Origin of the sequence: Flavobacterium zubiriense, from assembly GCF_041729725.1 — a bacterium.
In the GTDB taxonomy this organism is placed as follows: Bacteria; Bacteroidota; Bacteroidia; order Flavobacteriales; family Flavobacteriaceae; genus Flavobacterium; species Flavobacterium zubiriense.
Genome location: NZ_JBCFQL010000001.1, coordinates 144408 through 166522, shown reverse-complemented (window position 1 = coordinate 166522; position 22115 = coordinate 144408). Strand labels below are relative to the sequence as shown.

Sequence of the window (22115 nt, the reverse complement as noted above, 5' to 3'; positions counted from 1 at the left end):
AAACGGGAACACTGAATACTTTTATTTTATGGCTTTCACCATTACTTTATCAATTTTCACACCATCCATGTCTATCACTTCCAATTCAAATTTATGCCAATGCAATTTTTCTCCTTGCTTTGGAATACGCGACAATTCGGTCATGATTAATCCGCTAACTGTAGTCACATCATAATCGCTTAACAAATCATCCAATTCAAAATAGGTTAAGAAATCGTGTAAGGAATAATGTCCGTCAACTAACCAACTTCCGTCTTCTCTTTCGATTAATTGGAAATCTTCTTTATAAAAATCAGAAGCATTTCCAACCAATGCTTCTAAAATATCATTCAACGTAATAATACCTTGAAAAACCCCATATTCATCAGCCACAATTGCATAATGAATCCCTGTCTTTTTAAAATTTTCCAAAGCAGTATAAGCCGTAGTATGTTCCATTAAATAGGGCGCCTCTGTCATAATACTTTGTAAATTGAAATTTTCTTTCTCAATGGTAGCAAAAATATTTTTCAGACTTACAACACCTACAATATCATCAAAATTATCCTTATACACTGGATAAAAAGAATGCAATTCTTGAAGCATAAATTCTTTCACCTGACTTTTATTCGAATTCAACGGCAATAACACCACCGATTTTCTATGCGTCATCAACGAATTTACTTTACGGTCTCCAATATGAAAAACGCGCTCTACAATATCTTGTTCTATTTCTTGGACTTCTCCTCCTTCGGTTCCTTCTTTAATAATTGCCTTAATTTCTTCTTCAGTTACTTTTCCATCTGCCGAAGGCTTAATTTGCAGTACTCTTAATAAAAATTCTGTAGAATGGGTTAACATCCAAATAAATGGAGCCGTAACAATCGAAACAATTTTCATGGGTACAGCAACTGCTTTCGCTATGGTTTCTGGATAATTTAACCCGATTCTTTTCGGCAATAATTCACCTAATACCAATGAGAAAAAAGTCAATACCACTACCACAATTCCTACTGCAATAGAATGTGCTTGAGGTTTTAAAAGATCAAAACCCGAAATAAAAACTTCTACATCCGATGTGATTTTATCACCACTAAAAATACCTGTTAAGATACCTATTAATGTTATTCCGATTTGTACGGTTGACAAAAATTTATTTGGCGAATTAGCCAAATCCAATGCTATTTGTGCACTAGTATTTCCTTTTTTGGCTGAACTTTCAAGTCTTGATTTTCTAGCCGAAATTAAAGCAATCTCAGACATTGAAAAAACTCCGTTGAGTAGAATCAAAAAAAGAATAATTAATAGTTCCATTTGTTTGTTTATGGTTTGTTGCTTATGATTTGTTGTTCAAATTGGGACTACCAACTATAAACTACAAACTACAAACTTTTATAAATTGTCAATTACGTTACTTAAACGTTCCGTAATTTCAGCAATAGATCCAATACCGTTAACGGCATGGAATTTATTTTGCTCTTTATAAAATCCAATAAGAGGTGCTGTTTTCTCATTGTATTCCTGGTATCTGTTACGGATTTTTTCTTCGTCCTGATCATCTGCTCTTCCAGAAGTTTTTCCTCTTTCTAATAATCTTGCTACAAGAATTTCATCATCCGCTTCTAATGCTACCGTAGCGGTAATTTTTTCGTTTTTAGTTGCCAAAAAAGCATCTAAAGCTTCTGCTTGTGCAATCGTTCTTGGAAAACCATCAAATAAGAAACCTGCCGAATCTGGATTATTTTCCACTTCACTTTGCAACATTTTTATCGTTACTTCATCAGGAACTAATCCGCCGTTATTGATGTAGGTTTGCGCTAGTTTTCCTAGTTCAGTTTCATTTTTGATATTAAATCTAAAAATATCACCTGTTGAAAGATGAGTCAAATTGTATTTTCCTTTTAAAAACTCAGCTTGAGTTCCTTTTCCTGCTCCTGGTTTCCCGAATAAAACAATGTTAGTCATAAAATTTAATTTAAAAATTTAAAAATTGAATGATTTCAAGATTACTAATCTCCTTCCATCAATTTTTATAAGTGTTATTTTTTTTTAATCTTTTAATTCTAGAATATTTCAATCTTTCAACTGATATACTTCTGGTAAATTTCTGCCTAAACCATCATAGTCTAAACCAAAACCTACTATAAATTTATTTGGAATCTGAATTCCGATGTAATCAATTTTTACCTCTTTTTTATAAGCTTCTGGCTTAAAAAAAAGAGTCGCTATTTTAAAATGTTTCAAGTTTTGTTTCTTGAACAAAGCTTTCAATTCCACAATGGTGTGTCCTGTATCAATAATATCTTCAATTACCACAACCGAACGTCCAGCCAAATTCTGATTCAAACCGATTAATTCTTTCACCTCATTGGTAGAAGCCATTCCGTCATAAGAAGCCATTTTTACAAAACTTACTTCACATGGTTTTGTATAACTTTTCACAAAATCCGAAACCACCATAAAAGAACCGTTCAAAACACCAATAAAAACTGGAATTTCATCAACAAAATCAGCTTCAATTTGAGCTACCATTTTCTGGATAGCAAAGTCAATTTCTTTGGCAGAAATAAACGGAACAAATTGTTTATCGTGAAGTTGAATCATTATTTTTTATTTTAAAATAATGCGCAAAGATAGGGATTTCGAAATTGAGTTTTGCAATTGATTCTTAATTTGTATTTTTAATGCCAATCCTTATAAAACTATGAGCGAATTAGCAGCAATTATTGCACAAACAACCGGATACAAAAGCAGCCGACAAGCCACCGCTAATTATGTGATGGCGAATGCTGAACTGATGGACGATTTTATGCAAATTTGTTTCGAAAATAAAAATCCTGACCATTATAAAGGGTGCTGGACAATGGAATTGATAGCTTACGAAAAGCTAAATTGGTTTCAAGAATATCTAGTTTTAATTTGTTCCAAGAGCAAAATGATTATCCATGAAAGTGCCATTCGACCGCTTTCGAAAGTGATTTTTCTACTGATAGAAGCTCATTATAAAGCATCAAAAAATGAAATTCATTTCACCGAAGATCAACGTCAAGAACTCATTGAAATTAATTTTGACTGGCTCATTACAGATACAAAAGTAGCATCAAAAGTCTACGCCATGCGTAGTTTAGAGCTTTTAGGAAAAGAATACGACTGGATTCATCCCGAATTACAAACTATTTTAGCTAAAGATTTCAGCACTCATACCGCAGCTTACAAAGCCGTATCAAAGCATATTTTGAAGAAAATAAACCATCAAAAATAATTATTACGTACATTTGTAAAAAATATACGTATCATGAACACTAAGCTCACTTTATCGTTAGAAAAAGAAGTTATAGAACAGGCAAAATCCTATGCTAAAAAAACGGGCAGAAGTTTATCTGAACTAGTGGAAAGTTATTTTAAAAATTTGACTGAAAAAACAGAAAAAGAAGACGAAATAGACCCAAAAATTAAAAAACTGATTGGGATTATAACACTTCCTGATGATTTTGATGAAAACAAAGCAAGAGATGAGTATTACAAAGAAAAATACGGTTTATGAAAAACATTTTTCTGGACAGTAATATCTTGATGGACATTTTTGCAAACAGACAACCTTTTGTAAAAGCATCATTAGAAATTTACAAACTTGGAGTCAACAACAAAATCAATCTTTATACCTCTTCAAATACCATTACAACTTTACATTATCTTCTAAAAAAGTTTATTTCAGAAGATAAGATAAGAATGGCTTTGGAAGAAATTTTAGAAAACATTCATATAATTGCTGTTGATATCAATATCATTAGAAAAAGTCTAAAATCGAGTCATAAAGATTTTGAAGACGCTATTCAAATTACCGCTGCACAATCCATTCATAACATGGACTGCATTGTTACAAGAGACTTAAAAGATTATAAAAATTCAGAAATTAAGGTTTTCACACCTGATGAATTTTTAACTAAAACAACAATAATATAATTATTTTACGAGATGAATTATTTTTCTTCTGATTTTAAATTAGGAATTCTAGGAGGCGGACAATTGGGAAAAATGCTCTTATTTGACACTAGAAAATTTGACATACAAACTTATGTTTTGGATCCAAGCGAAGAAGCTCCCAGCCGAATGGGTTGCAACCAATTTTTCAAAGGCGATTTAATGGACTTTGACACGGTTTACAACTTTGGTAAAAAAGTAGATGTCCTTACTTTCGAAATCGAATTGGTCAATTTAGAAGCTTTAGAGAAACTAGAAAACGAAGGTTTAAAAGTCTATCCTTGTCCTAAAACTTTGAGAAAAATTCAAAACAAAGGAATTCAAAAAGATTTTTATACTCAAAATAATATTCCTACCGCTCCTTACATGCGTTTTCCTGATTTAAAAAGTCTTGTGGTAGCACTTTTGGACGCTAAAGTAGAATTACCATTTGTATGGAAATGCACTGAGTTTGGATACGATGGAAATGGAGTAAAAATCATTCGCGAAATGTCTGATTTAGACAATCTTCCTAATGTAGAATGTATTGCAGAAGAAATGATTCCGTTCAAAAATGAATTAGCGGTTATTGTTTGTCGCAATCCTTCGGGCGAAATCAAAACCTATCCTGTGGTCGAAATGGAATTTCATCCCGAAGCCAATCAAGTAGAATATGTAATTTGTCCTGCTCGAATCGATGATAAAGTTGCCGAAAAAGCAAGAGCAATTGCTTTAAACGTTTCTCAAAATTTCAATCACGTGGGACTTTTAGCTGTGGAAATGTTCCAAACCGAAGATGACGAAATCATAGTTAACGAAGTGGCTCCTCGCCCACACAATTCTGGTCATTATTCTATTGAAGCGAGTTATACGTCTCAATTCGAAAACCATTTGCGTGCTATTTTGGATTTACCTCTAGGAAATACCGACAGCAAAGTGGCCGGAATTATGGTGAATTTAGTAGGCGAAGAAGGTTTTTCTGGAAATGTAGTTTATCAAAATATTGAAAAAATATTAGCTTGGAACGGCGTTACACCACACATTTATGGTAAAAAAGAAACCCGCCCGTTTAGAAAAATGGGACACGTAACTATTGTAAACGAAAACATGTCCGAAGCCAGAAAAATTGCTGAGGATGTTAAGAATACTATTAGAGTAATTTCAAAATAATTAAAAAATTTAAAGATTGAAAAATTTAAAGATTGTGATATAATAATTTTTAAATCTTTCAATCATTTAATCTTTAAATAAAAAACAAATGAGCAAAGTAGCCGTAATCATGGGAAGTATCTCTGACATGCCAGTCATGCAAGATGCAATTGATATATTAAAAGAATTTGGAATCGAAACAGAAGTAGATATTGTTTCGGCTCATAGAACTCCAGAAAAATTATTTGATTTTAGTAACAATGCGCACAAAAGAGGTATTTCGGTAATTATTGCTGGTGCTGGTGGAGCGGCTCATTTACCTGGAATGGTTGCTTCTATGTCGCCACTTCCAGTAATTGGAGTTCCTGTAAAATCAAGCAATTCTATTGATGGCTGGGATTCGGTTTTATCCATTTTGCAAATGCCAGGTGGCGTTCCTGTAGCTACTGTAGCTTTAAACGGAGCAAAAAATGCCGGAATCTTAGCGGCACAAATCATTGGAAGCGCTAATGCAGACGTATTAAACAAAATCATCGCTTACAAACTAAGTTTGAAAGAAGCGGTTATTAAAGCTTCTGAAAGTTTGAAATAATATATTTAGACACGAATTTCACAAATTACCACTATTAAAAAAAGCTTTGGTTAAATTTCACTAATCTATGATCTGTCTATGACAGATTCGTAAAATTTAACCAAAGCTGTTTTTCGTGTAAATTCGAGAAATTCGTGTCTGTTTTTTTATACCTCTTCTTCTATTTCTTCTAGAACCGATTCAAATTCAAAATGTGTTAAGTCTTCCTTATTCAACCAATTCTCAGAAGTTACTAAAGTATAATTTTTATGATCTGCTGTAGTCAACTCCCAAACAATACCTTCAGCTTCTGGAAAAGGAATATTTTGAGACATTTGATTCTCAAATAATCGTTTAATTAAATTCCTGTCAGACAAACCGTTATTCAATAATTTCAATACATTTTCCTTAGTCAATGGTTTTACCACATCTTCATCAATTGGTACCACCGAAAAATGAACTACAGATGCTTTTGCATTGGGAAACGTCCCATTATAAGCCTTAAAAAGCAATTGATTGATATGATACATCGTTCCTTGTAAATGTATTTCAGGATATTCCTCACAAACCTTATCTATCAACATATTGTTTGATATTTGCTCTATTTGCCCTACATTCAATTGATCTTCCAATTTATATTTTAAAACTATCTGTGCAGCTTCATTAGGCTCATAATCCGAAATAGCCATTTCTAACAGTTCTGGTAAATTCTTCTTTTCGGCAGTTGAACCATCTGGATAGTTGAATTTTTCTAACAATTGGATCAAATCGTTATCTGACCAATATCCTTCTACTTCATTAACGGTATCAATATTTTTAATTGTAATTTGGTAATTCATCTTAATTTGTTTTATAACTGTTATAGTTCACTATTTTTGGTGTGAACCGTATTTTTACAATTTAGGCATTTTAAAACGGTTAAACGCATAAATAACATTAATATAACAGAATATGAAGCTGTTTTCATGAAGAGAATCGGTCTAGTTTTAGTCGTTCCCTTTTTATAAATTGCTACATTTGTACATTAAAAATTCCAGATTCAATTAATGTAAATAATTATATTATAATGACAATTTTAACTTCAAAATTCAAAACTAAATACGATACTGCCCCGTTTTCGCAAATACAATTAGAAGATTACAAACCTGCTTTTATCGAAAACATCGCTGCTGCAAAAGCAGAAATTGATGCTATAATCCATAATCCCGAAGCTCCAACTTTCGAAAACACTATCGAAGCTTTAGATTTTTCCGGGAATGCCTTGGATCGGTTATCGTCGATTTTCTTCAATTTGAATTCAGCGGAAACTTGCGAAGAAATGCAAAAAATCGCTCAGGAAGTTTCTCCTTTATTAACGGAATTTAGCAATGACGTCACGCTGAACGAGGATTTATTCAAAAGAATAAAAGCCGTTTACGAACAAAAAGACAGCCTGAATTTATCTCCGGAACAAGCCACTTTATTGGACAAGAAATTCAAAAGTTTTTCTAGAAATGGTGCTTTGCTTTCTGATGAAGACAAATTAAAGTTGCGTGAAATTGACACGGAATTAGCGAAGTTAAAACTGACGTACGGCGAAAATGTTTTGGCAGAAACCAATAACTACCAATTGCATATTACCAATGAAAGCGACCTGAAAGGACTTCCGGAAGGAACCATTGAAGCGGCGAAATCATTGGCAAAAAGTAAAGAACTGGAAGGTTGGATTTTTACTCTGGATTTCCCAAGTTATATTCCGTTTGTGACTTATGCCGACAACCGTGAACTACGGAAAGAAATCGCCATTGCAGCTGGTAAAAAAGCATTTCAGAACAACGAATTCGACAATCAAGAAATCACTTTGAAGATTGCCAAATTACGTTTCGAAAGAGCCAATTTATTAGGATACGAAACCCATTCTTATTTTGTTTTGGAAGAAAGAATGGCTCAAAATCCGGATAAAGTAAAATCGTTTTTGAATGATTTGTTAGCCAAAGCCAAACCGGCTGCTCAAAGAGAATTTGCAGAACTTACTGCTTTCGCTAAAAAACTGGACGGAATTGACCAATTAGAAAAATGGGACGGTGCTTATTATTCGGAGAAATTAAAACAAGAATTATTCAATTTGGATGACGAAAAACTCAAACCTTATTTTCAATTAGAAAACGTTTTGAATGGTGCTTTTACTATAGCCAATAAATTATTCGGATTGACTTTTACTGAAATTTTCGACATCGATAAATACCACGAAGAAGTAACCACTTACGAAGTCAAAGACGAATTTGGCGAACTCGTTGCGATTTTCTACGCTGATTTTTTCCCAAGAAAAGGGAAACGAAATGGCGCTTGGATGACTTCTTTCAAATCACAATACATTAAAGACGGCAAAAACGAAAGACCGCACATTTCGAACGTTTGCAACTTTACAAAACCTACCGAAACCAAACCATCATTATTAACTTTCAACGAAGTAACGACTTTGTTTCACGAATTTGGTCACGGATTACACGGAATGTTAGCCAACACCACCTACCCTAGTTTGTCAGGAACATCGGTTTATTGGGATTTTGTAGAATTGCCAAGCCAAGTTATGGAAAACTGGTGTTACGAGTCTGAAGCATTGGCATTGTTCGCTACACATTATCAAACAGGCAAAATTATTCCGCAAGAATATGTAGAAAAAATTAAAGAAAGTGCAAGTTTCCAAGAAGGAATGGCAACCTTGCGTCAAATTAGCTTTGGATTATTAGATATGGCTTTCCATAGCAATAATCCAACGGAAATTACTGATATAAAAGCCTTTGAAAAAACTGTTTTTGAAGACACTACTTTATACCCAGATGTTGCCGAAAACTGTATGAGTGTTGCGTTTTCACACATCTTTCAAGGCGGTTATTCTTCAGGATATTACAGTTATAAATGGGCCGAAGTATTGGATGCTGATGCTTTTGCTTATTTTCAGGAAAAAGGAATTTTTGACAAAGAAGTGGCGAAGAAATTTAAAGACAATATTCTTTCTAAAGGAGGAACCGAATTGCCAATGGAATTATACAAACGTTTTAGAGGTCAGGAACCAAAACCGGATGCGCTTTTGAAAAGAGCGGGATTATTATAGATTTCAGATTGTTGACTAACGATTTTTGATTTCAGATTTAAACCGAAGTAGTGATGCTTCGGTTTTTTATTTTAAAACTTCTTAAAATCATTTCTATTCAACAATATTGCTTTAAACCAAAACCAGTAACAACCACCACAAAATAGGCACACTTTCGACCCAAAAAGAAGTATAATATTTAGAGCGTTTTTCATTGGCAAAAGCCAAAAATAAAGCTACTACAATTGCAATTGCAAAAATCAATAACAATGATAATAACGAATATTGTATATCGCCATTGAAAGTGAAATTGCTATTTAAAAGCTCCAAAGCACAAAAAATCAGCAATAAAATATATCCCAAAATTTTAGTTCGCTTCACTCCTATTTGTTGCGGAACGGTTTTCAAATGCGGATCGTCATTGGCTAAATCAAGGATTTCGAAAACAAGAATCAAAGTAAAAACGAGAATAAAACGCTGGATACTTTTGAGATAAAAATCAGCTGTTATTGCAATTCCTGAATCTAGAATTGGCAATATCAAAGTCACTCCCACCCAACACAGTGAAACAATATAAATTTTCACTCCTGCCCAATTTCTTGCATTTTTTCGATTCGGAAAAAAGGGCAAAGTATATAACAACGTCAGCAACAAAAAGCCTATGGAAACCATTTGGGTTAACCCTTGCAATTGAAAAAAATAAAATCCCGTAGCTAAAAACGAGAATGCACTAAACAAAACAATCAACTTTAAACTCAAACGGATTCGGATTGTATTTGTTCTTGCTAAACTATCATATTTAACAAAATTATATCCTACAATAGTTCCAAAAAAAGCAAAATTAGCTAAGGGTTTATCTTCTGGAATGTGAAACATAAAATAAGTTATTTGTACCAAAAAATAGACCGACAAAGCCACGTGAATGCTGCCTTGAATATAAAAATCGAATAGCTGTTTTAAAACTTTCATCACACAAAAATAAGGATCGTTGTTAACAACTAGCGCTTTTGGTTGAAAGATTACTAAAAATCAATTCCTTGAAGCCGATTTCTTTTGAATATTCTCCGTAAATTTGCACCACGAAAAATAGAACCTTTTTTACAGCTACATGAAAACAGATGCTTTTGCTTTAAGACACATAGGTCCAGAGGAATCCGACCTACAACAGATGTTGAAAACAATAGGAGTTGAATCAATAGAACAACTCATCTACGAGACACTTCCAGATGATATTCGTCTAAAAGCACCTCTAAATTTAGATCCTGAAATGACGGAATATGAATATTTAAAACATATTACGCTATTAGGAAATGAGAATAAAATGTTCAAAACCTACATTGGTTTAGGGTACAACCAAGCCATTGTTCCTGCGGTTATTCAACGAAATGTATTCGAAAACCCGGGTTGGTACACCGCTTATACACCTTATCAGGCAGAAATTGCGCAAGGGCGTCTGGAAGCCATTTTGAATTTCCAAACTATGGTTATCGAATTGACCGGAATGGAAATTGCCAATGCTTCTTTACTTGACGAAGGTACTGCTGCAGCTGAAGCTATGGCATTATTGTTTGACGTAAGAACCAGAGAGCAAAAGAAAGCTAATGTTTGTAAATTCTTCGTTTCTGAAGAAATTTTACCACAAACCTTATCTGTTTTACAAACCCGTTCTACGCCTATTGGAGTAGAATTAGTAATAGGAAATCACGAAACTTTCGACTTTTCTGAAGAATTCTACGGCGCTATTTTGCAATATCCTGGGAAATTTGGACAAGTAAACGATTATACTGCTTTTATTGCAAAAGCTGCCGAAAACAACATCAAAGTAGCTGTTGCGGCTGATATTTTAAGTTTAGCCAAATTAACGCCTCCGGGAGAAATGGGTGCTGCAGTTGCATTAGGAACTACACAACGTTTCGGAATTCCGTTAGGCTACGGTGGGCCTCATGCGGCTTATTTTGCAACTAAAGAAGAATACAAACGCTCGATGCCGGGGAGAATCATCGGAGTAACTGTTGATACTGATGGAAATCGTGCGTTACGTATGGCATTACAAACCCGCGAGCAGCACATTAAACGTGACAAAGCCACTTCAAACATTTGTACAGCACAGGTTTTATTATCTGTAATGGCAAGTATGTATGCGGTGTATCACGGCCCAAGAGGATTAAAATATATCGCGAATAAAGTACATGCTTCGGCGGTGACTTTAGCCAATACTTTAGCAAAATTAGGTTTCGAACAAACCAATACTGCTTTCTTCGACACTATTGTAATACAAGCAGATGCCAAAAAAATAAGAGAAATTGCTGAGGCTAACGAAGTTAATTTCTTTTATCCAAACGAAAATTCTGTTTCTATTTCATTAAACGAAACCATCGGTTTTGCCGATCTGAATAAAATAGTCTCTATTTTTGCTGCTGCAAAAGGATTAGCAACAATCATAATTAACGAATTATCAGAAACGAATCATTTTCCAGAAAGTTTAGTTCGAACTTCAACATTTTTACAACACGAAGTTTTCAACAAATACCATTCAGAAACTGCTTTGATGCGTTACATCAAAATGTTAGAGCGTAAAGATTTGGCTTTAAATCATTCGATGATTTCGTTAGGTTCTTGTACCATGAAATTGAATGCTGCTGCCGAAATGTTGCCATTAAGTGCGCCAAGTTGGAACAGCATTCACCCATTTGCACCTTTAAATCAAGCGCAAGGATACCAGGAAATGCTTTCTAAACTGGAAGAATACTTAAACGAAATTACTGGTTTTGCCGCAACTACTTTACAACCAAACTCTGGTGCACAAGGAGAATACGCAGGATTGATGGTCATTCAGGCCTATCACCAATCCAGAGGCGATCATCATAGAAATATTGCTTTAATTCCAGCTTCGGCTCACGGAACCAATCCGGCTTCGGCAGCTATGGCGGGAATGAAAGTGGTGGTTACCAAAACCTTAGAAAACGGAAATATTGACGTTGAAGATTTACGTGAAAAAGCCATTTTGCACGCAGCCAATTTATCTTGTGTAATGATTACGTATCCGTCCACTCACGGGGTTTACGAAAGTGCCATCAAAGAAATTACTAAAATCATTCACGATAATGGCGGTCAGGTTTATATGGATGGTGCCAATATGAATGCACAAGTTGGATTGACCAATCCGGCCACTATTGGTGCTGACGTTTGCCATTTGAACTTACACAAAACCTTCGCTATTCCTCACGGTGGTGGTGGACCTGGTGTTGGTCCTATTTGTGTTGCTCCACAATTAGCTCCATTTTTACCAACAAATCCAGTAGTACCAACAGGAGGCGAAAGCGCCATTACGGCAATTTCTGCAGCCCCTTGGGGTTCGGCTTTAGTTTGCTTGATTTCTTATGGATACATCAAAATGTTAGGTGCCGAAGGTTTAAAATCATCAACAGAACATGCTATTTTGAATGCAAACTACATCAAAGAAAAATTGAGCGGGCATTACGACACTTTGTATTCTGGAGAAATGGGACGTGCGGCTCACGAAATGATTTTAGAATGCCGTCCGTTCAAACAAAAAGGAATCGAAGTAACTGATATTGCGAAACGTTTGATGGATTATGGTTTCCACGCTCCAACAGTTTCTTTTCCAGTGGCTGGAACTTTAATGATTGAACCTACAGAAAGTGAAAACTTAGAGGAATTAGATCGTTTTTGCGAGGCTATGATTTCGATTCGTAAAGAAATTGAAGCATCATCTATCGAAGACAAAAACAATGTATTAAAAAATGCACCACATACTTTAGCGATGTTAACGGCTGAAACTTGGAATTTTCCATACACCAGAGCACAAGCCGCTTTCCCGCTAGAATACATTGCTGAAAATAAATTTTGGCCTACAGTGCGTAGAGCAGATGACGCTTTTGGAGATAGAAACTTAATTTGTACCTGTGCGCCAATTGAGGCATATATGGAAAGTTAATATTAAAAACATAATTCTGAATGCCTCGTTTGTTTCGGGGCATTTTATTAACTAACAGAAAATTACGGTACTAAATGTTTTTTATTCAAACAACATTCGGAAATCAAAAATTAAAAGCAGTTGATTTTGAATATTCTTTAAAAAATATCAGTAGTTTTGCCAATTGTATAGCAAATATTATTTTCTTGTTAACTTGAAAACAGAATAATATCGCTATTTTTTTAACAGAAAAAGTCTAATGAAAATAAAAATAACTGGAACAGGAAGTTACATTCCCGAAAGAGTAATTTCTGATAAACACTTTGAACTTCATCAATTTTTAAATGAAGATGGAACTCCCATCAAGCAATCGAATGAAGTTATTATTAAAAAATTCAAAGCGATAACTGGAATCGAAGAAAGGCGTTATTCTGAAAGTCATTATAACACTTCTGATTTGGCTTTTTTTGCCTCCCAAAAAGCGATAGAAAATGCAGGAATAGATCCTGAAACAATTGATTATATCATTTTCGCACACAATTTTGGAGACGTAAAATTTGGAACTATCCAATCGGATATGATACCAAGTTTAGCCAGTCGTGTAAAACATAAATTGCAGATTAAAAACCCTAAATGTGTGGCTTATGACCTTATTTTTGGTTGTCCTGGTTGGGTTGAAGGTGTATTGCAGGCCAATGCTTTTATCAAATCTGGAATGGCAAAACGTTGTTTGGTTATTGGTGCTGAAACGCTTTCGAGAGTCGTAGACGACCACGACCGAGATTCGATGATTTATTCGGATGGTGCTGGGGCAACTATTGTAGAAGCTTCTGATAACGATAGCGGCATGCTTTCTTATGAAACAGCTTCCTATACTGAAGAAGAAGCTGGATTTTTATATTATGGAAAATCCTATCATCCAGGTGAAGACAGCGATACCAAATACATCAAAATGTATGGTAGAAAAATTTACGAATTTGCGTTGAGCAATGTTCCTACTGCCATGAAAAGTTGTTTGGATAAAAGCGGAATTGCAATAGAGGATGTCAAAAAAATCCTGATTCACCAAGCCAATGAAAAAATGGACGAAGCCATCATAGACCGTTTTTACAAACTATATGACAAAACTGCTCCGGCTAACATTATGCCAATGAGTATTCACGATTTAGGAAATAGCAGTGTAGCTACCGTTCCTACTCTATACGATTTGATATTACAAGGACAAATTGAAAATCACGAAATCAACAAAGGTGACATTCTTATTTTTGCTTCTGTTGGAGCAGGAATGAACATTAATGCTTTTGTATATCGTTATTAATTTTTAAAAATTCGAAATAATAAATCCGCAGCCTAAAAGTTATTTTTAGTTGCGGATTTTTCTTTTAAGTAAAACCATAGCCACTAATTCACGAATCTTTATTTACATCAAAACTCACTTTAAGAAATACTCTAACTTGTTACAAATTCTAAGTAGATAAAAATAAGTGAAATTAAACCAAACAGAATGCAGTATTTAAGAGAATAAATTAGTGAATTAGTTGCAAAAAACAAGAAATCAACATTATAATATGCATTAAAATTCTACCTAACAAGAAATATATCTTTGTACATTTACACACAAAATTTTTGAACAAATCTTAAACTAATAATGAACGAAAGATTCATTCGTTCCTCGAAATAACTATGTACGAAAAAACGTTTCCTAATAAAAGATTCAAACACACTTTAGATTTTTTAAAAAAACATGTTTCAACTTCTGAAACTATTTTTGACTTAGGAGTACCCAATCCATTTTCAAAAATAATGGAAGAAAATGGATATAAGGTAAAAAACACCAAAGGAGAAGATTTAGATAAAGACCAAACCGCTTTGCAAACTGAATCCTATACTGTTTTTACTGCTTTCGAAATCTTCGAACATTTATTAAATCCTTACACTGTTTTAGAAAATGTAAAATGCGATAAATTGGTGATTTCAATTCCGTTGCGTCTTTGGTTTTCTCCAGCTTACAGAAGCAAAACGGATATGTGGGACAGACATTACCACGAATTTGAAGACTGGCAATTAGACTGGCTTTTAGAAAAAACAGGCTGGAAAATAACTGCTAGAGAAAAATTCACTCATCCTGTAAAAAAACTAGGTTTTAGACCTCTATTGCGTTATTTCACACCAAGATATTATATTGTTTTTGCAGAAAAATTGAAAAATTAAATGATTGAATGATTTAAAAACAATTGTTACAAATTATGATTGGGAACTTACAATTCATAATTTATAATTCATAATTATTACAATGAACTACTACATAGTTATTCCTGCTCATAACGAAGAAGAATTTATTTCTTTGACATTAGAATCCTTGATTTCGCAAACACATTTACCTAAAAAAATAGTGATTGTGAATGACAATTCTACTGATAACACCGCCGAAATTGTGCTGGCTTTCGCCAAAGACAATCCGTTTATTACATTGGTAGAAAAAAAATCAAGCGCGATTCATTTGCCAGGAAGCAAAGTAATTCAGGCATTCCAAAAAGGTTTTGAATCCTTAGACGAAGATTATGATGTGATTGTTAAACTCGACGCCGACTTAATTTTTCCAAATAATTATTTCGAAACAATTACCAAACATTTCAACTCCGATCCAACTATCGGAATGGTAGGTGGATTTTGCTACATCGAAAAAAATGGCGAATGGATTTTAGAAAACCTAACCGATAAAGATCATATTCGCGGTGCGCTAAAAGCCTATAGAAAAAAAGCTTTCGAACAAATGGGTGGATTAAAACCGCAAATGGGTTGGGATACCGTGGACGAATTATTGTGTAAATTCTACAATTGGAAAGTAGTAACCGACGAAAGTTTACATGTAAAACACCTAAAACCAACTGGCGCCAATTACAATAAAACAGCACGTTATAAACAAGGAGAAGCTTTCTATACCTTAGGTTACGGATTTTGGATTACTTCAATCGCTTCGGCTAAATTGTCGTTTATGAAAAAGAAACCTTTGCTGTTTTTTGATTACATCCAAGGTTTTCTGAAAGCAAAATCCGAAAAAAAACCACTTATGGTAACTCAGGAACAAGCCAAATTTATTCGTAGCTATCGTTTAAAGAAGATGAAAGAAAAACTTTTCTAAAGAAAAACTCATAATTCATAACCTATAACTCATAACTAATTTCGTAAATTAGCCCATATTCAAAAAACTATGATGCTCATTCGATATATATCGCAGGTAGGGAAATATTTCCTGATGCTCAAAGAGATTTTCAACAAACAAACCAAATGGTCTGTAATGCGTAATCTCATCTTTAAAGAAATAGACGATTTAATCATTGATTCCCTTGGTATTGTTGCGTTTATTTCATTCTTCGTAGGTGGAGTTGTTGCCATCCAAACGGCTTTAAACTTAACCAATCCATTAATCCCAAAATACCTCATTGGTTTTGCTACACGTCAGTCGGTGATTTTAGAATTTGCTCCAACGTTTATTTCGGTAATTATGGCTGGAAAAATGGGTTCGTTCATTACATCCAGTATTGGAACTATGCGTGTAACCGAGCAAATTGATGCTTTGGAAGTAATGGGAGTAAATTCTCTAAACTATTTGGTCTTCCCAAAAATTATTGCTTTACTATTTTATCCATTTGTTATTGGAATTAGTATGTTTTTAGGCATCCTGGGTGGTTGGATGGCGGGTGTTTACGGCGGTTTTACTTCAAGTGCTGAATTCATCAATGGATCACAAATGGATTTTATTCCTTTTCATATTATTTATGCTTTCATTAAAACTTTTATTTTTGCAATGTTATTAGCAACAATTCCCTCTTTTCACGGTTATTACATGAAAGGTGGCGCACTAGAAGTGGGAAAAGCAAGTACTGTGTCATTTGTTTGGACCTCGGTTTCCATCATACTATTCAATTATATACTAACTCAGTTATTACTAGGATCATGATAGAAATAAAAGACGTTGAGAAATCATTTGGAGACAGTAAAATTCTTAAAGGAATTAGCACCATTTTCGAAACTGGAAAAACCAATCTTATTATTGGTCAAAGTGGTTCTGGAAAAACAGTACTATTAAAGAGTTTGCTTGGAATCCATAGTCCTGAAGTAGGCACGATTTCTTTTGATGGTCGGATTTATTCTGAATTGAATGATGATGAAAAAAGAGAATTACGCACCGAAATTGGTATGGTTTTTCAAGGAAGTGCTTTATTCGACTCGATGACAGTAGCCGAAAACGTTGCTTTTCCTCTAAAAATGTTTACCAGAGACAATAAAGCCAAGATTAAAGAACGTGTCGATTTTGTCCTCGAAAGGGTTGATTTAAAAGAAGCTCATAATAAACTGCCATCTGAAATTTCAGGCGGTATGCAAAAACGTGTAGCCATAGCAAGAGCTATTGTAAACCGACCAAAGTATTTATTTTGTGATGAACCTAACTCAGGTTTGGATCCCAATACAGCCATATTAATTGATAATCTTATCAAAGAAATTACTGAAGAATACGATATTACCACCGTAGTTAACACCCACGATATGAACTCAGTAATGGAAATAGGCGATAATATTGTTTTCTTAAAAAACGGACTAAAAGAATGGCAAGGCACAAAGGAAGAAATTTTTGAAACCGATAATGATGCTGTGGTAGCCTTTGTATATTCTTCTAATTTGTTCAAAAAAGTACGAGAAGCACATTTAAAAAAATAATACTTTTAATTTCAAAAACTCAAAATCCCAAATTCGAATTTTTTAATAATTTGAATTTGGGATTTTTTAATTCGTGTTTTTAATCAATTCCACCTCAGCATTAGGATTGAACAAATACAAGCGTCCGGAACTGATTTCCAAACATTCATAACGTTTGGTTCTAACGGCTATTTTTTTGAAAATCTTGCCATTTTTAATTCGGAATACACTACCATAAGGAATTTCGAAAACATAATTTTTATCGTTTTGGATATCAAATTGTTTTAATGCCAATGACAAAGTAGTATCGGTATCACTACTCGCGCTTGGATTTCTAAAATGTCGGGCTAGTAATGGTAACAATTGGTTTGGGAAAATTTCAGGACGGATATAGGGAACCATTAATTGCTGAAAAGTATGTTTCCATTCATTTCCATGAGGTTTGATGTTGCGTCCAAATTTTTCGAAAGCTACTAAATGAGCAATTTCGTGAATAAGCGTAATTAAAAAACGGTATTTATTTAAACTTCCATTTACAGTGATTTCATGTTTTCCACTGATACCTTTTCGATAATCTCCATGACGAGTCGCACGCTCGTTAACGATTTTTAAATGCACTCTATGCTCTACAATCAACTCAAAAACGGGTTTGACTGCATGATCTGGAAGATATTTTGCTAAAGTATCGCTCAATTTTTTTTAGTTATGGGTTATGAGTTTTCAGTTATGAGTTTTTCAGTGAAATTAAAATAATAAATGCTTTTTTAAATTTATTATGTCCACCTAACTCTTAACTTATAACTTTCATTTTTTTTAAGGATTAGTCGTTGAAACCTGCAATACTTTTCCATTAAAATATTTATTCCCGTTGAGTGTGAAGTCAAAAATATAAGTCGCCATACCTTCTGCCGAAATTGGTGCTTGATAACCCGGAAAAGCTTCTTCAAGCATTTCAGTTTGTACTGATCCAAGAGCTAAAACATTAAAAGCAATTCCGCGTTCTTTGTATTCCTCGGCTAATAATTCCGAAAGCGTAATTACCGCTCCTTTACTAGAACTGTAAGCCGCAAGACCTGCAAATTTCAAACTGCCTTGAATGCCTCCCATCGAACTGATGGTCACTACGTGGCTTCCTTTTTGTAAAAACGGAATACAAATTCGAGTCAAATTAGCAACAGCAAAAACATTTACTTTGTATACATTCTCAAAATCAGTTTGCGTTAAAGTTTCAAATGGTTTACAAATTAAACTTCCGGCATTGTGAATCACAGCATCGACTTGTTTCCAAGTTTCAGCAAGAAAATTTGCTACTTTTTCTAATTCAGATTCATTGGCCAAATCAACTGAAAGACAGCTAATGTTTGCGTGAACAATTAATTCTTGAGGTGTTTTTCTCGAAATGGCTAAAACTTGGTGTCCTGCATTGGCAAATTTTAGAGCCAATTCAAATCCGATTCCTCTACTGGTTCCTGTGATAATAATATTCTTCATGCAACAAAAATAAACAAAAGCTTTAAAATAGTCATTGGCTTGAACAAAAACAATATTGGGCTTATACTCACAACTACAAAGTTCTGGAAATTACTATTTTTTGAATTTCTGAAGTTCCCTCATAAATTTGGGTAATCTTAGCATCTCGCATCATGCGCTCTACATGATATTCGGCTACATAGCCATTTCCACCATGAATTTGTACCGCTTCAATAGTAACATCCATTGCTGTTTGAGAAGCAAATAATTTAGCCATTGCTCCCGATTGTGTAATATCCATTCCTGCATCTTTTTCAGATGCAGCTTTCAAGCATAACATTTTAGCTGCCATAATTTGAGTAGCCATATCTACTAATTTAAAAGCAATGGCTTGGTGCTGAAAAATTTCTTTACCAAAAGAGTGACGCACATGAGAATATTTTAATGCTAGTTCATAAGCACCAGTTGCAATTCCCAGAGCTTGAGATGCAATTCCAATTCTTCCGCCATTTAAAACCGCCATAGCAAAATGAAAACCAAAACCGTCTTCGCCAATTCTATTTTCTTTGGGGATTTTAACATCAGTAAAAAGTAAAGAATGCGTATCCGAACCACGAATTCCCATTTTCTTTTCTTTAGGACCAATCTCAAAACCAGCCCAGCCTTTTTCTACAATAAACGCATTGATGCCTTTATGTCCTTTTTCGGGATGCGTTTGCGCCATAACAATATAAGTCGAAGCCGTAGAACCATTAGTAATCCAGTTTTTTGTTCCGTTCAACAAATAATAATCACCCTTATCAATGGCGGTTGTTTGCTGCGAAGTAGCATCAGACCCAGCATTGGGTTCCGAAAGACAAAAAGCACCAATCACATCGCCTTTAGCCAGTGGAACTAAATATTTTTGTTTTTGTTCTTCGTTGCAATATTTTTCTAAGCCCGCACAAACTAAAGAATTGTTTACTGACATAATCACTGCTGCCGAAGCATCTACTTTTGCAATTTCATTGAGTACTAAAACATAAGAAACATTGTCCATTCCTGAACCTCCATATTTAGGATCGACTATCATCCCTAGAAAACCCAGCTCTGCCATTTTTTTGACCTGTTCTGTTGGGAATTTAGAAAACTCATCTCTTTCTATAACACCTGGCAACAATTCGTTTTGAGCAAAATCTCTAGCGGCTTGTTGAATCATTTTTTGTTCCTCAGTCAAATTGAAATCCATAACAACACTTTTTATAAATTAATTCCTCGATTGAGTTTAAAAACTCATTTTCGAGATAAAAATATTTTAATATTCGGCACCTAATCTTCGTTAATTGATTTTGTGTTTTCTAAATTTACTTACTTTTATTCTAACAAACACAACTTAAGCTTTTAATATTTTAATCCTTTGCTATTTTCCATCCATGAAAAAAGAATTTTACAACGTAATTGGCGTTATGTCAGGAACTTCACTTGACGGGGTTGATTTAGCTCATATTGAATTCGAAATAAAACAAAACCAATGGTCTTTTAAAATTCTGGAGAGCGAAACCGTTCCTTATAATTCAAATTGGGTAAACCAATTAAAAACAGCAGTGGATTTTTCGAAAGAAAATCTCGAAATTTTAAATCGAAATTACACGCAACTACTTTCTAAAATCATTGTAGATTTTATCGAAAAACATCAGATAATTAATTTGGATGCCGTTTGTTCTCATGGGCATACTATTTTGCACCAACCACAAAATGGATTTACACTTCAAATAGGAAATCTTCCAGAAATTGCGACTTTGACTCAACAAAAAGTAGTCTGCGATTTTAGAGTTCAGGATGTGCAACTGGGCGGACAAGGCGCTCCATTAGTTCCTATTGGTGACCGAATTTTATTTAGCAAATACGATTATTGCATGAATCTGGGCGGTTTTTCCAATGTTTCTTTCGAAGAAAACAATCAAAGAATTGCTTTTGACATTTCGCCCGTAAATACCGTTTTGAACTTTTATGCCAATCAGTTGGGATTGAATTATGACGACAAAGGTCAAATCTCAAAAACTGGAAAAATCAATACTGAATTATTAAACGAATTAAACGCTTTCGAATTTTATCAAAAGAAACACCCGAAATCACTCGGTTTTGAATTTGTAAAAGAAAGTGTTTTACCGCTTATTGAACAATTTAACATTCCAATTGAAGATAAATTACACACTTTTACTGAACACATTGCTGGGCAAACGGCTTTGGCTTTGCCTACAAAAAAAGGAAGTCTTTTGATAACAGGTGGTGGCGCTTACAATGATTTTCTCCTTTCCAGAATCCAACATTTTTTGCCCGAAATGAAGCTAATTATTCCTGAAAGCAAAATTCTGGAATTCAAAGAAGCCTTAATTTTTGCTTTACTCGGCGTGTTAAAATTACGAGATGAAATTAATGTACTCCGTTCAGTTACCGGCGCAAAAGAAGACCATAGTTCGGGATACATCTATCCTTAAAACACAAAAGAGGCACTATTTTTGTTTCGAATTTTATCCAATAGAATCGCAATTTTTATAATATCTTAGCGTTTCAATAACAAAGAAAAAATTTATGAGTATATTGTTACAAGCAGATACCTTATCTGTTGCAGGCGAAAACTTAGCCGAAGCGGTTCCAGTTGAAAAAACCTTATCTATTATCGAGCTCCTCACCAGCGGAGGTCTAGCGGGACAAATCATAATGGCAGCATTATTTGTAATGCTTTTTGTAGCCTTGTATCTTTATTTTGAACGTTTGATGGCTATTAATGCAGCGTCAAAAATTGACACAAACTTCATGAGTCTAGTTAAAGATAACATCAAAAACGGACGTATTGACAACGCTAAAATGGCTTGTGCACATTCTCATTCACCGGTGGCAAGATTAATAGAAAAAGGAATTTCAAGAATTGGAAAACCACTCAACGATATCAATACAGCAATTGAAAACGCTGGAAAATTAGAAATAAATAAATTAGAAAAAAATGTAAGCATGCTCGCAACAATTTCCGGAGCTGGCCCAATGACTGGTTTCTTAGGAACGGTTGTAGGGATGATTCAGGCTTTCCACAAAATGGCTACTGCTGGTGGTCAAATTGAAGTAGGGGCACTTTCCGAAGGAATTTATACCGCCATGACCACTACCGTTGTTGGATTAGTAATTGGAATTATTGCTTATGTGGGTTACAACCACTTAGTAGTAAAAACCGATAAAATTGTACACCAAATGGAAGCCAATGCCGTTGACTTTTTAGACTTATTAAACGACCCTGCCTAATT

The 22115-nt window shown here is 34.3% G+C and carries 22 protein-coding genes; 14 read left to right on the top strand and 8 right to left on the bottom strand.

Features of this window, described 5'->3' with window-relative positions:
• Window positions 1-21: 21 nt before the first annotated feature.
• From AAGV28_RS00720 to AAGV28_RS00710, 3 genes are all read right to left on the bottom strand, one after another.
• Window positions 22-1293 (bottom strand): hemolysin family protein, encoded by a 1272-nt coding sequence (locus AAGV28_RS00720; protein WP_373404931.1) that lies wholly within the window; start codon window positions 1291-1293, stop codon window positions 22-24.
• Window positions 1294-1371: 78 nt separating this feature from the next.
• Window positions 1372-1944 carry an adenylate kinase gene (locus tag AAGV28_RS00715; protein ID WP_373404930.1) on the bottom strand — a complete coding sequence of 191 codons (573 nt, stop codon included), beginning with the start codon at window positions 1942-1944 and terminating at the stop codon, window positions 1372-1374.
• A 108-nt stretch (window positions 1945-2052) separates the two neighbouring features.
• Complete coding sequence (locus AAGV28_RS00710) at window positions 2053-2583, bottom strand: phosphoribosyltransferase (RefSeq protein WP_373404929.1); 531 nt, start codon at window positions 2581-2583, stop codon at window positions 2053-2055.
• Between the two features lie 100 nt (window positions 2584-2683).
• Between AAGV28_RS00710 and AAGV28_RS00705 the strand changes: the two genes are divergently transcribed.
• The 5 genes from AAGV28_RS00705 to purE all read left to right on the top strand — a co-directional run bounded on the left by AAGV28_RS00705 (window position 2684) and on the right by purE (window position 5680).
• On the top strand, window positions 2684-3241 hold the full coding sequence (locus AAGV28_RS00705; RefSeq protein ID WP_373404928.1) for a hypothetical protein: 558 nt from the start codon (window positions 2684-2686) through the stop codon (window positions 3239-3241).
• 33 nt (window positions 3242-3274) lie between these two features.
• The gene (locus tag AAGV28_RS00700; protein WP_073245893.1) at window positions 3275-3523 is read left to right on the top strand and encodes a DUF6364 family protein; all 249 of its coding nucleotides are present in this window, start codon (window positions 3275-3277) and stop codon (window positions 3521-3523) included.
• The gene (locus AAGV28_RS00695) at window positions 3520-3942 is read left to right on the top strand and encodes a type II toxin-antitoxin system VapC family toxin (protein ID WP_373404927.1); all 423 of its coding nucleotides are present in this window, start codon (window positions 3520-3522) and stop codon (window positions 3940-3942) included. The genes AAGV28_RS00700 and AAGV28_RS00695 overlap by 4 nt, the downstream gene beginning before the upstream one ends.
• 12 nt (window positions 3943-3954) lie before the next feature.
• Window positions 3955-5109, top strand: a complete 1155-nt coding sequence (locus AAGV28_RS00690; protein WP_373404926.1) for a 5-(carboxyamino)imidazole ribonucleotide synthase — start codon at window positions 3955-3957, stop codon at window positions 5107-5109.
• Window positions 5110-5197: 88 nt separating this feature from the next.
• Complete coding sequence (gene purE, locus AAGV28_RS00685; RefSeq protein WP_373404925.1) at window positions 5198-5680, top strand: 5-(carboxyamino)imidazole ribonucleotide mutase; 483 nt, start codon at window positions 5198-5200, stop codon at window positions 5678-5680.
• 146 nt (window positions 5681-5826) lie between these two features.
• Here purE and AAGV28_RS00680 read toward each other — a convergent pair whose 3' ends face one another.
• A complete protein-coding gene (locus AAGV28_RS00680) occupies window positions 5827-6498 on the bottom strand; it encodes a hypothetical protein (RefSeq protein WP_373404924.1) in 672 nt (223 codons plus the stop codon).
• 227 nt (window positions 6499-6725) lie between these two features.
• Between AAGV28_RS00680 and AAGV28_RS00675 the strand changes: the two genes are divergently transcribed.
• Window positions 6726-8753: a M3 family metallopeptidase gene (locus AAGV28_RS00675; protein WP_373404923.1), complete on the top strand. Its 2028-nt coding sequence runs from the start codon at window positions 6726-6728 to the stop codon at window positions 8751-8753.
• 111 nt (window positions 8754-8864) lie between these two features.
• On the opposite strand, the gene AAGV28_RS00670 is transcribed toward AAGV28_RS00675, so the two are convergent.
• Entirely contained in the window at window positions 8865-9701 is an 837-nt protein-coding gene (locus AAGV28_RS00670) for a UbiA prenyltransferase family protein (RefSeq protein ID WP_373404922.1), read from the bottom strand.
• Between the two features lie 139 nt (window positions 9702-9840).
• On the opposite strand from AAGV28_RS00670, the gene gcvP reads away from it, so the two are divergent.
• The 6 genes from gcvP (at window position 9841) to AAGV28_RS00640 (ending at window position 17388) form a co-directional block, all read left to right on the top strand.
• The gene (gene gcvP, locus AAGV28_RS00665) at window positions 9841-12690 is read left to right on the top strand and encodes an aminomethyl-transferring glycine dehydrogenase (protein WP_373404921.1); all 2850 of its coding nucleotides are present in this window, start codon (window positions 9841-9843) and stop codon (window positions 12688-12690) included.
• Between the two features lie 238 nt (window positions 12691-12928).
• A complete protein-coding gene (locus tag AAGV28_RS00660) occupies window positions 12929-13987 on the top strand; it encodes a 3-oxoacyl-ACP synthase III family protein (RefSeq protein WP_373404920.1) in 1059 nt (352 codons plus the stop codon).
• Between the two features lie 365 nt (window positions 13988-14352).
• Window positions 14353-14880 (top strand): methyltransferase, encoded by a 528-nt coding sequence (locus tag AAGV28_RS00655; RefSeq protein WP_373404919.1) that lies wholly within the window; start codon window positions 14353-14355, stop codon window positions 14878-14880.
• 82 nt (window positions 14881-14962) lie between these two features.
• Complete coding sequence (locus AAGV28_RS00650; protein ID WP_373404918.1) at window positions 14963-15811, top strand: glycosyltransferase family 2 protein; 849 nt, start codon at window positions 14963-14965, stop codon at window positions 15809-15811.
• Window positions 15812-15880: 69 nt separating this feature from the next.
• Window positions 15881-16630 (top strand): MlaE family ABC transporter permease, encoded by a 750-nt coding sequence (locus AAGV28_RS00645; protein WP_373404917.1) that lies wholly within the window; start codon window positions 15881-15883, stop codon window positions 16628-16630.
• Window positions 16627-17388 carry an ABC transporter ATP-binding protein gene (locus AAGV28_RS00640; RefSeq protein WP_373404916.1) on the top strand — a complete coding sequence of 254 codons (762 nt, stop codon included), beginning with the start codon at window positions 16627-16629 and terminating at the stop codon, window positions 17386-17388. The genes AAGV28_RS00645 and AAGV28_RS00640 overlap by 4 nt, the downstream gene beginning before the upstream one ends.
• Window positions 17389-17454: 66 nt before the next feature.
• On the opposite strand, the gene AAGV28_RS00635 is transcribed toward AAGV28_RS00640, so the two are convergent.
• The 3 genes from AAGV28_RS00635 to AAGV28_RS00625 all read right to left on the bottom strand — a co-directional run bounded on the left by AAGV28_RS00635 (window position 17455) and on the right by AAGV28_RS00625 (window position 20065).
• Window positions 17455-18060: a SprT-like domain-containing protein gene (locus AAGV28_RS00635; protein WP_373404915.1), complete on the bottom strand. Its 606-nt coding sequence runs from the start codon at window positions 18058-18060 to the stop codon at window positions 17455-17457.
• Between the two features lie 120 nt (window positions 18061-18180).
• Window positions 18181-18858 (bottom strand): SDR family NAD(P)-dependent oxidoreductase, encoded by a 678-nt coding sequence (locus AAGV28_RS00630; protein ID WP_373404914.1) that lies wholly within the window; start codon window positions 18856-18858, stop codon window positions 18181-18183.
• Between the two features lie 73 nt (window positions 18859-18931).
• On the bottom strand, window positions 18932-20065 hold the full coding sequence (locus AAGV28_RS00625) for an acyl-CoA dehydrogenase family protein (protein WP_373404913.1): 1134 nt from the start codon (window positions 20063-20065) through the stop codon (window positions 18932-18934).
• A gap of 184 nt (window positions 20066-20249) precedes the next feature.
• On the opposite strand from AAGV28_RS00625, the gene AAGV28_RS00620 reads away from it, so the two are divergent.
• Both AAGV28_RS00620 and AAGV28_RS00615 read left to right on the top strand, forming a co-directional pair.
• The gene (locus tag AAGV28_RS00620; RefSeq protein WP_373404912.1) at window positions 20250-21314 is read left to right on the top strand and encodes an anhydro-N-acetylmuramic acid kinase; all 1065 of its coding nucleotides are present in this window, start codon (window positions 20250-20252) and stop codon (window positions 21312-21314) included.
• A gap of 94 nt (window positions 21315-21408) precedes the next feature.
• Complete coding sequence (locus AAGV28_RS00615) at window positions 21409-22113, top strand: MotA/TolQ/ExbB proton channel family protein (protein ID WP_373404911.1); 705 nt, start codon at window positions 21409-21411, stop codon at window positions 22111-22113.
• Window positions 22114-22115: the final 2 nt, after the last annotated feature.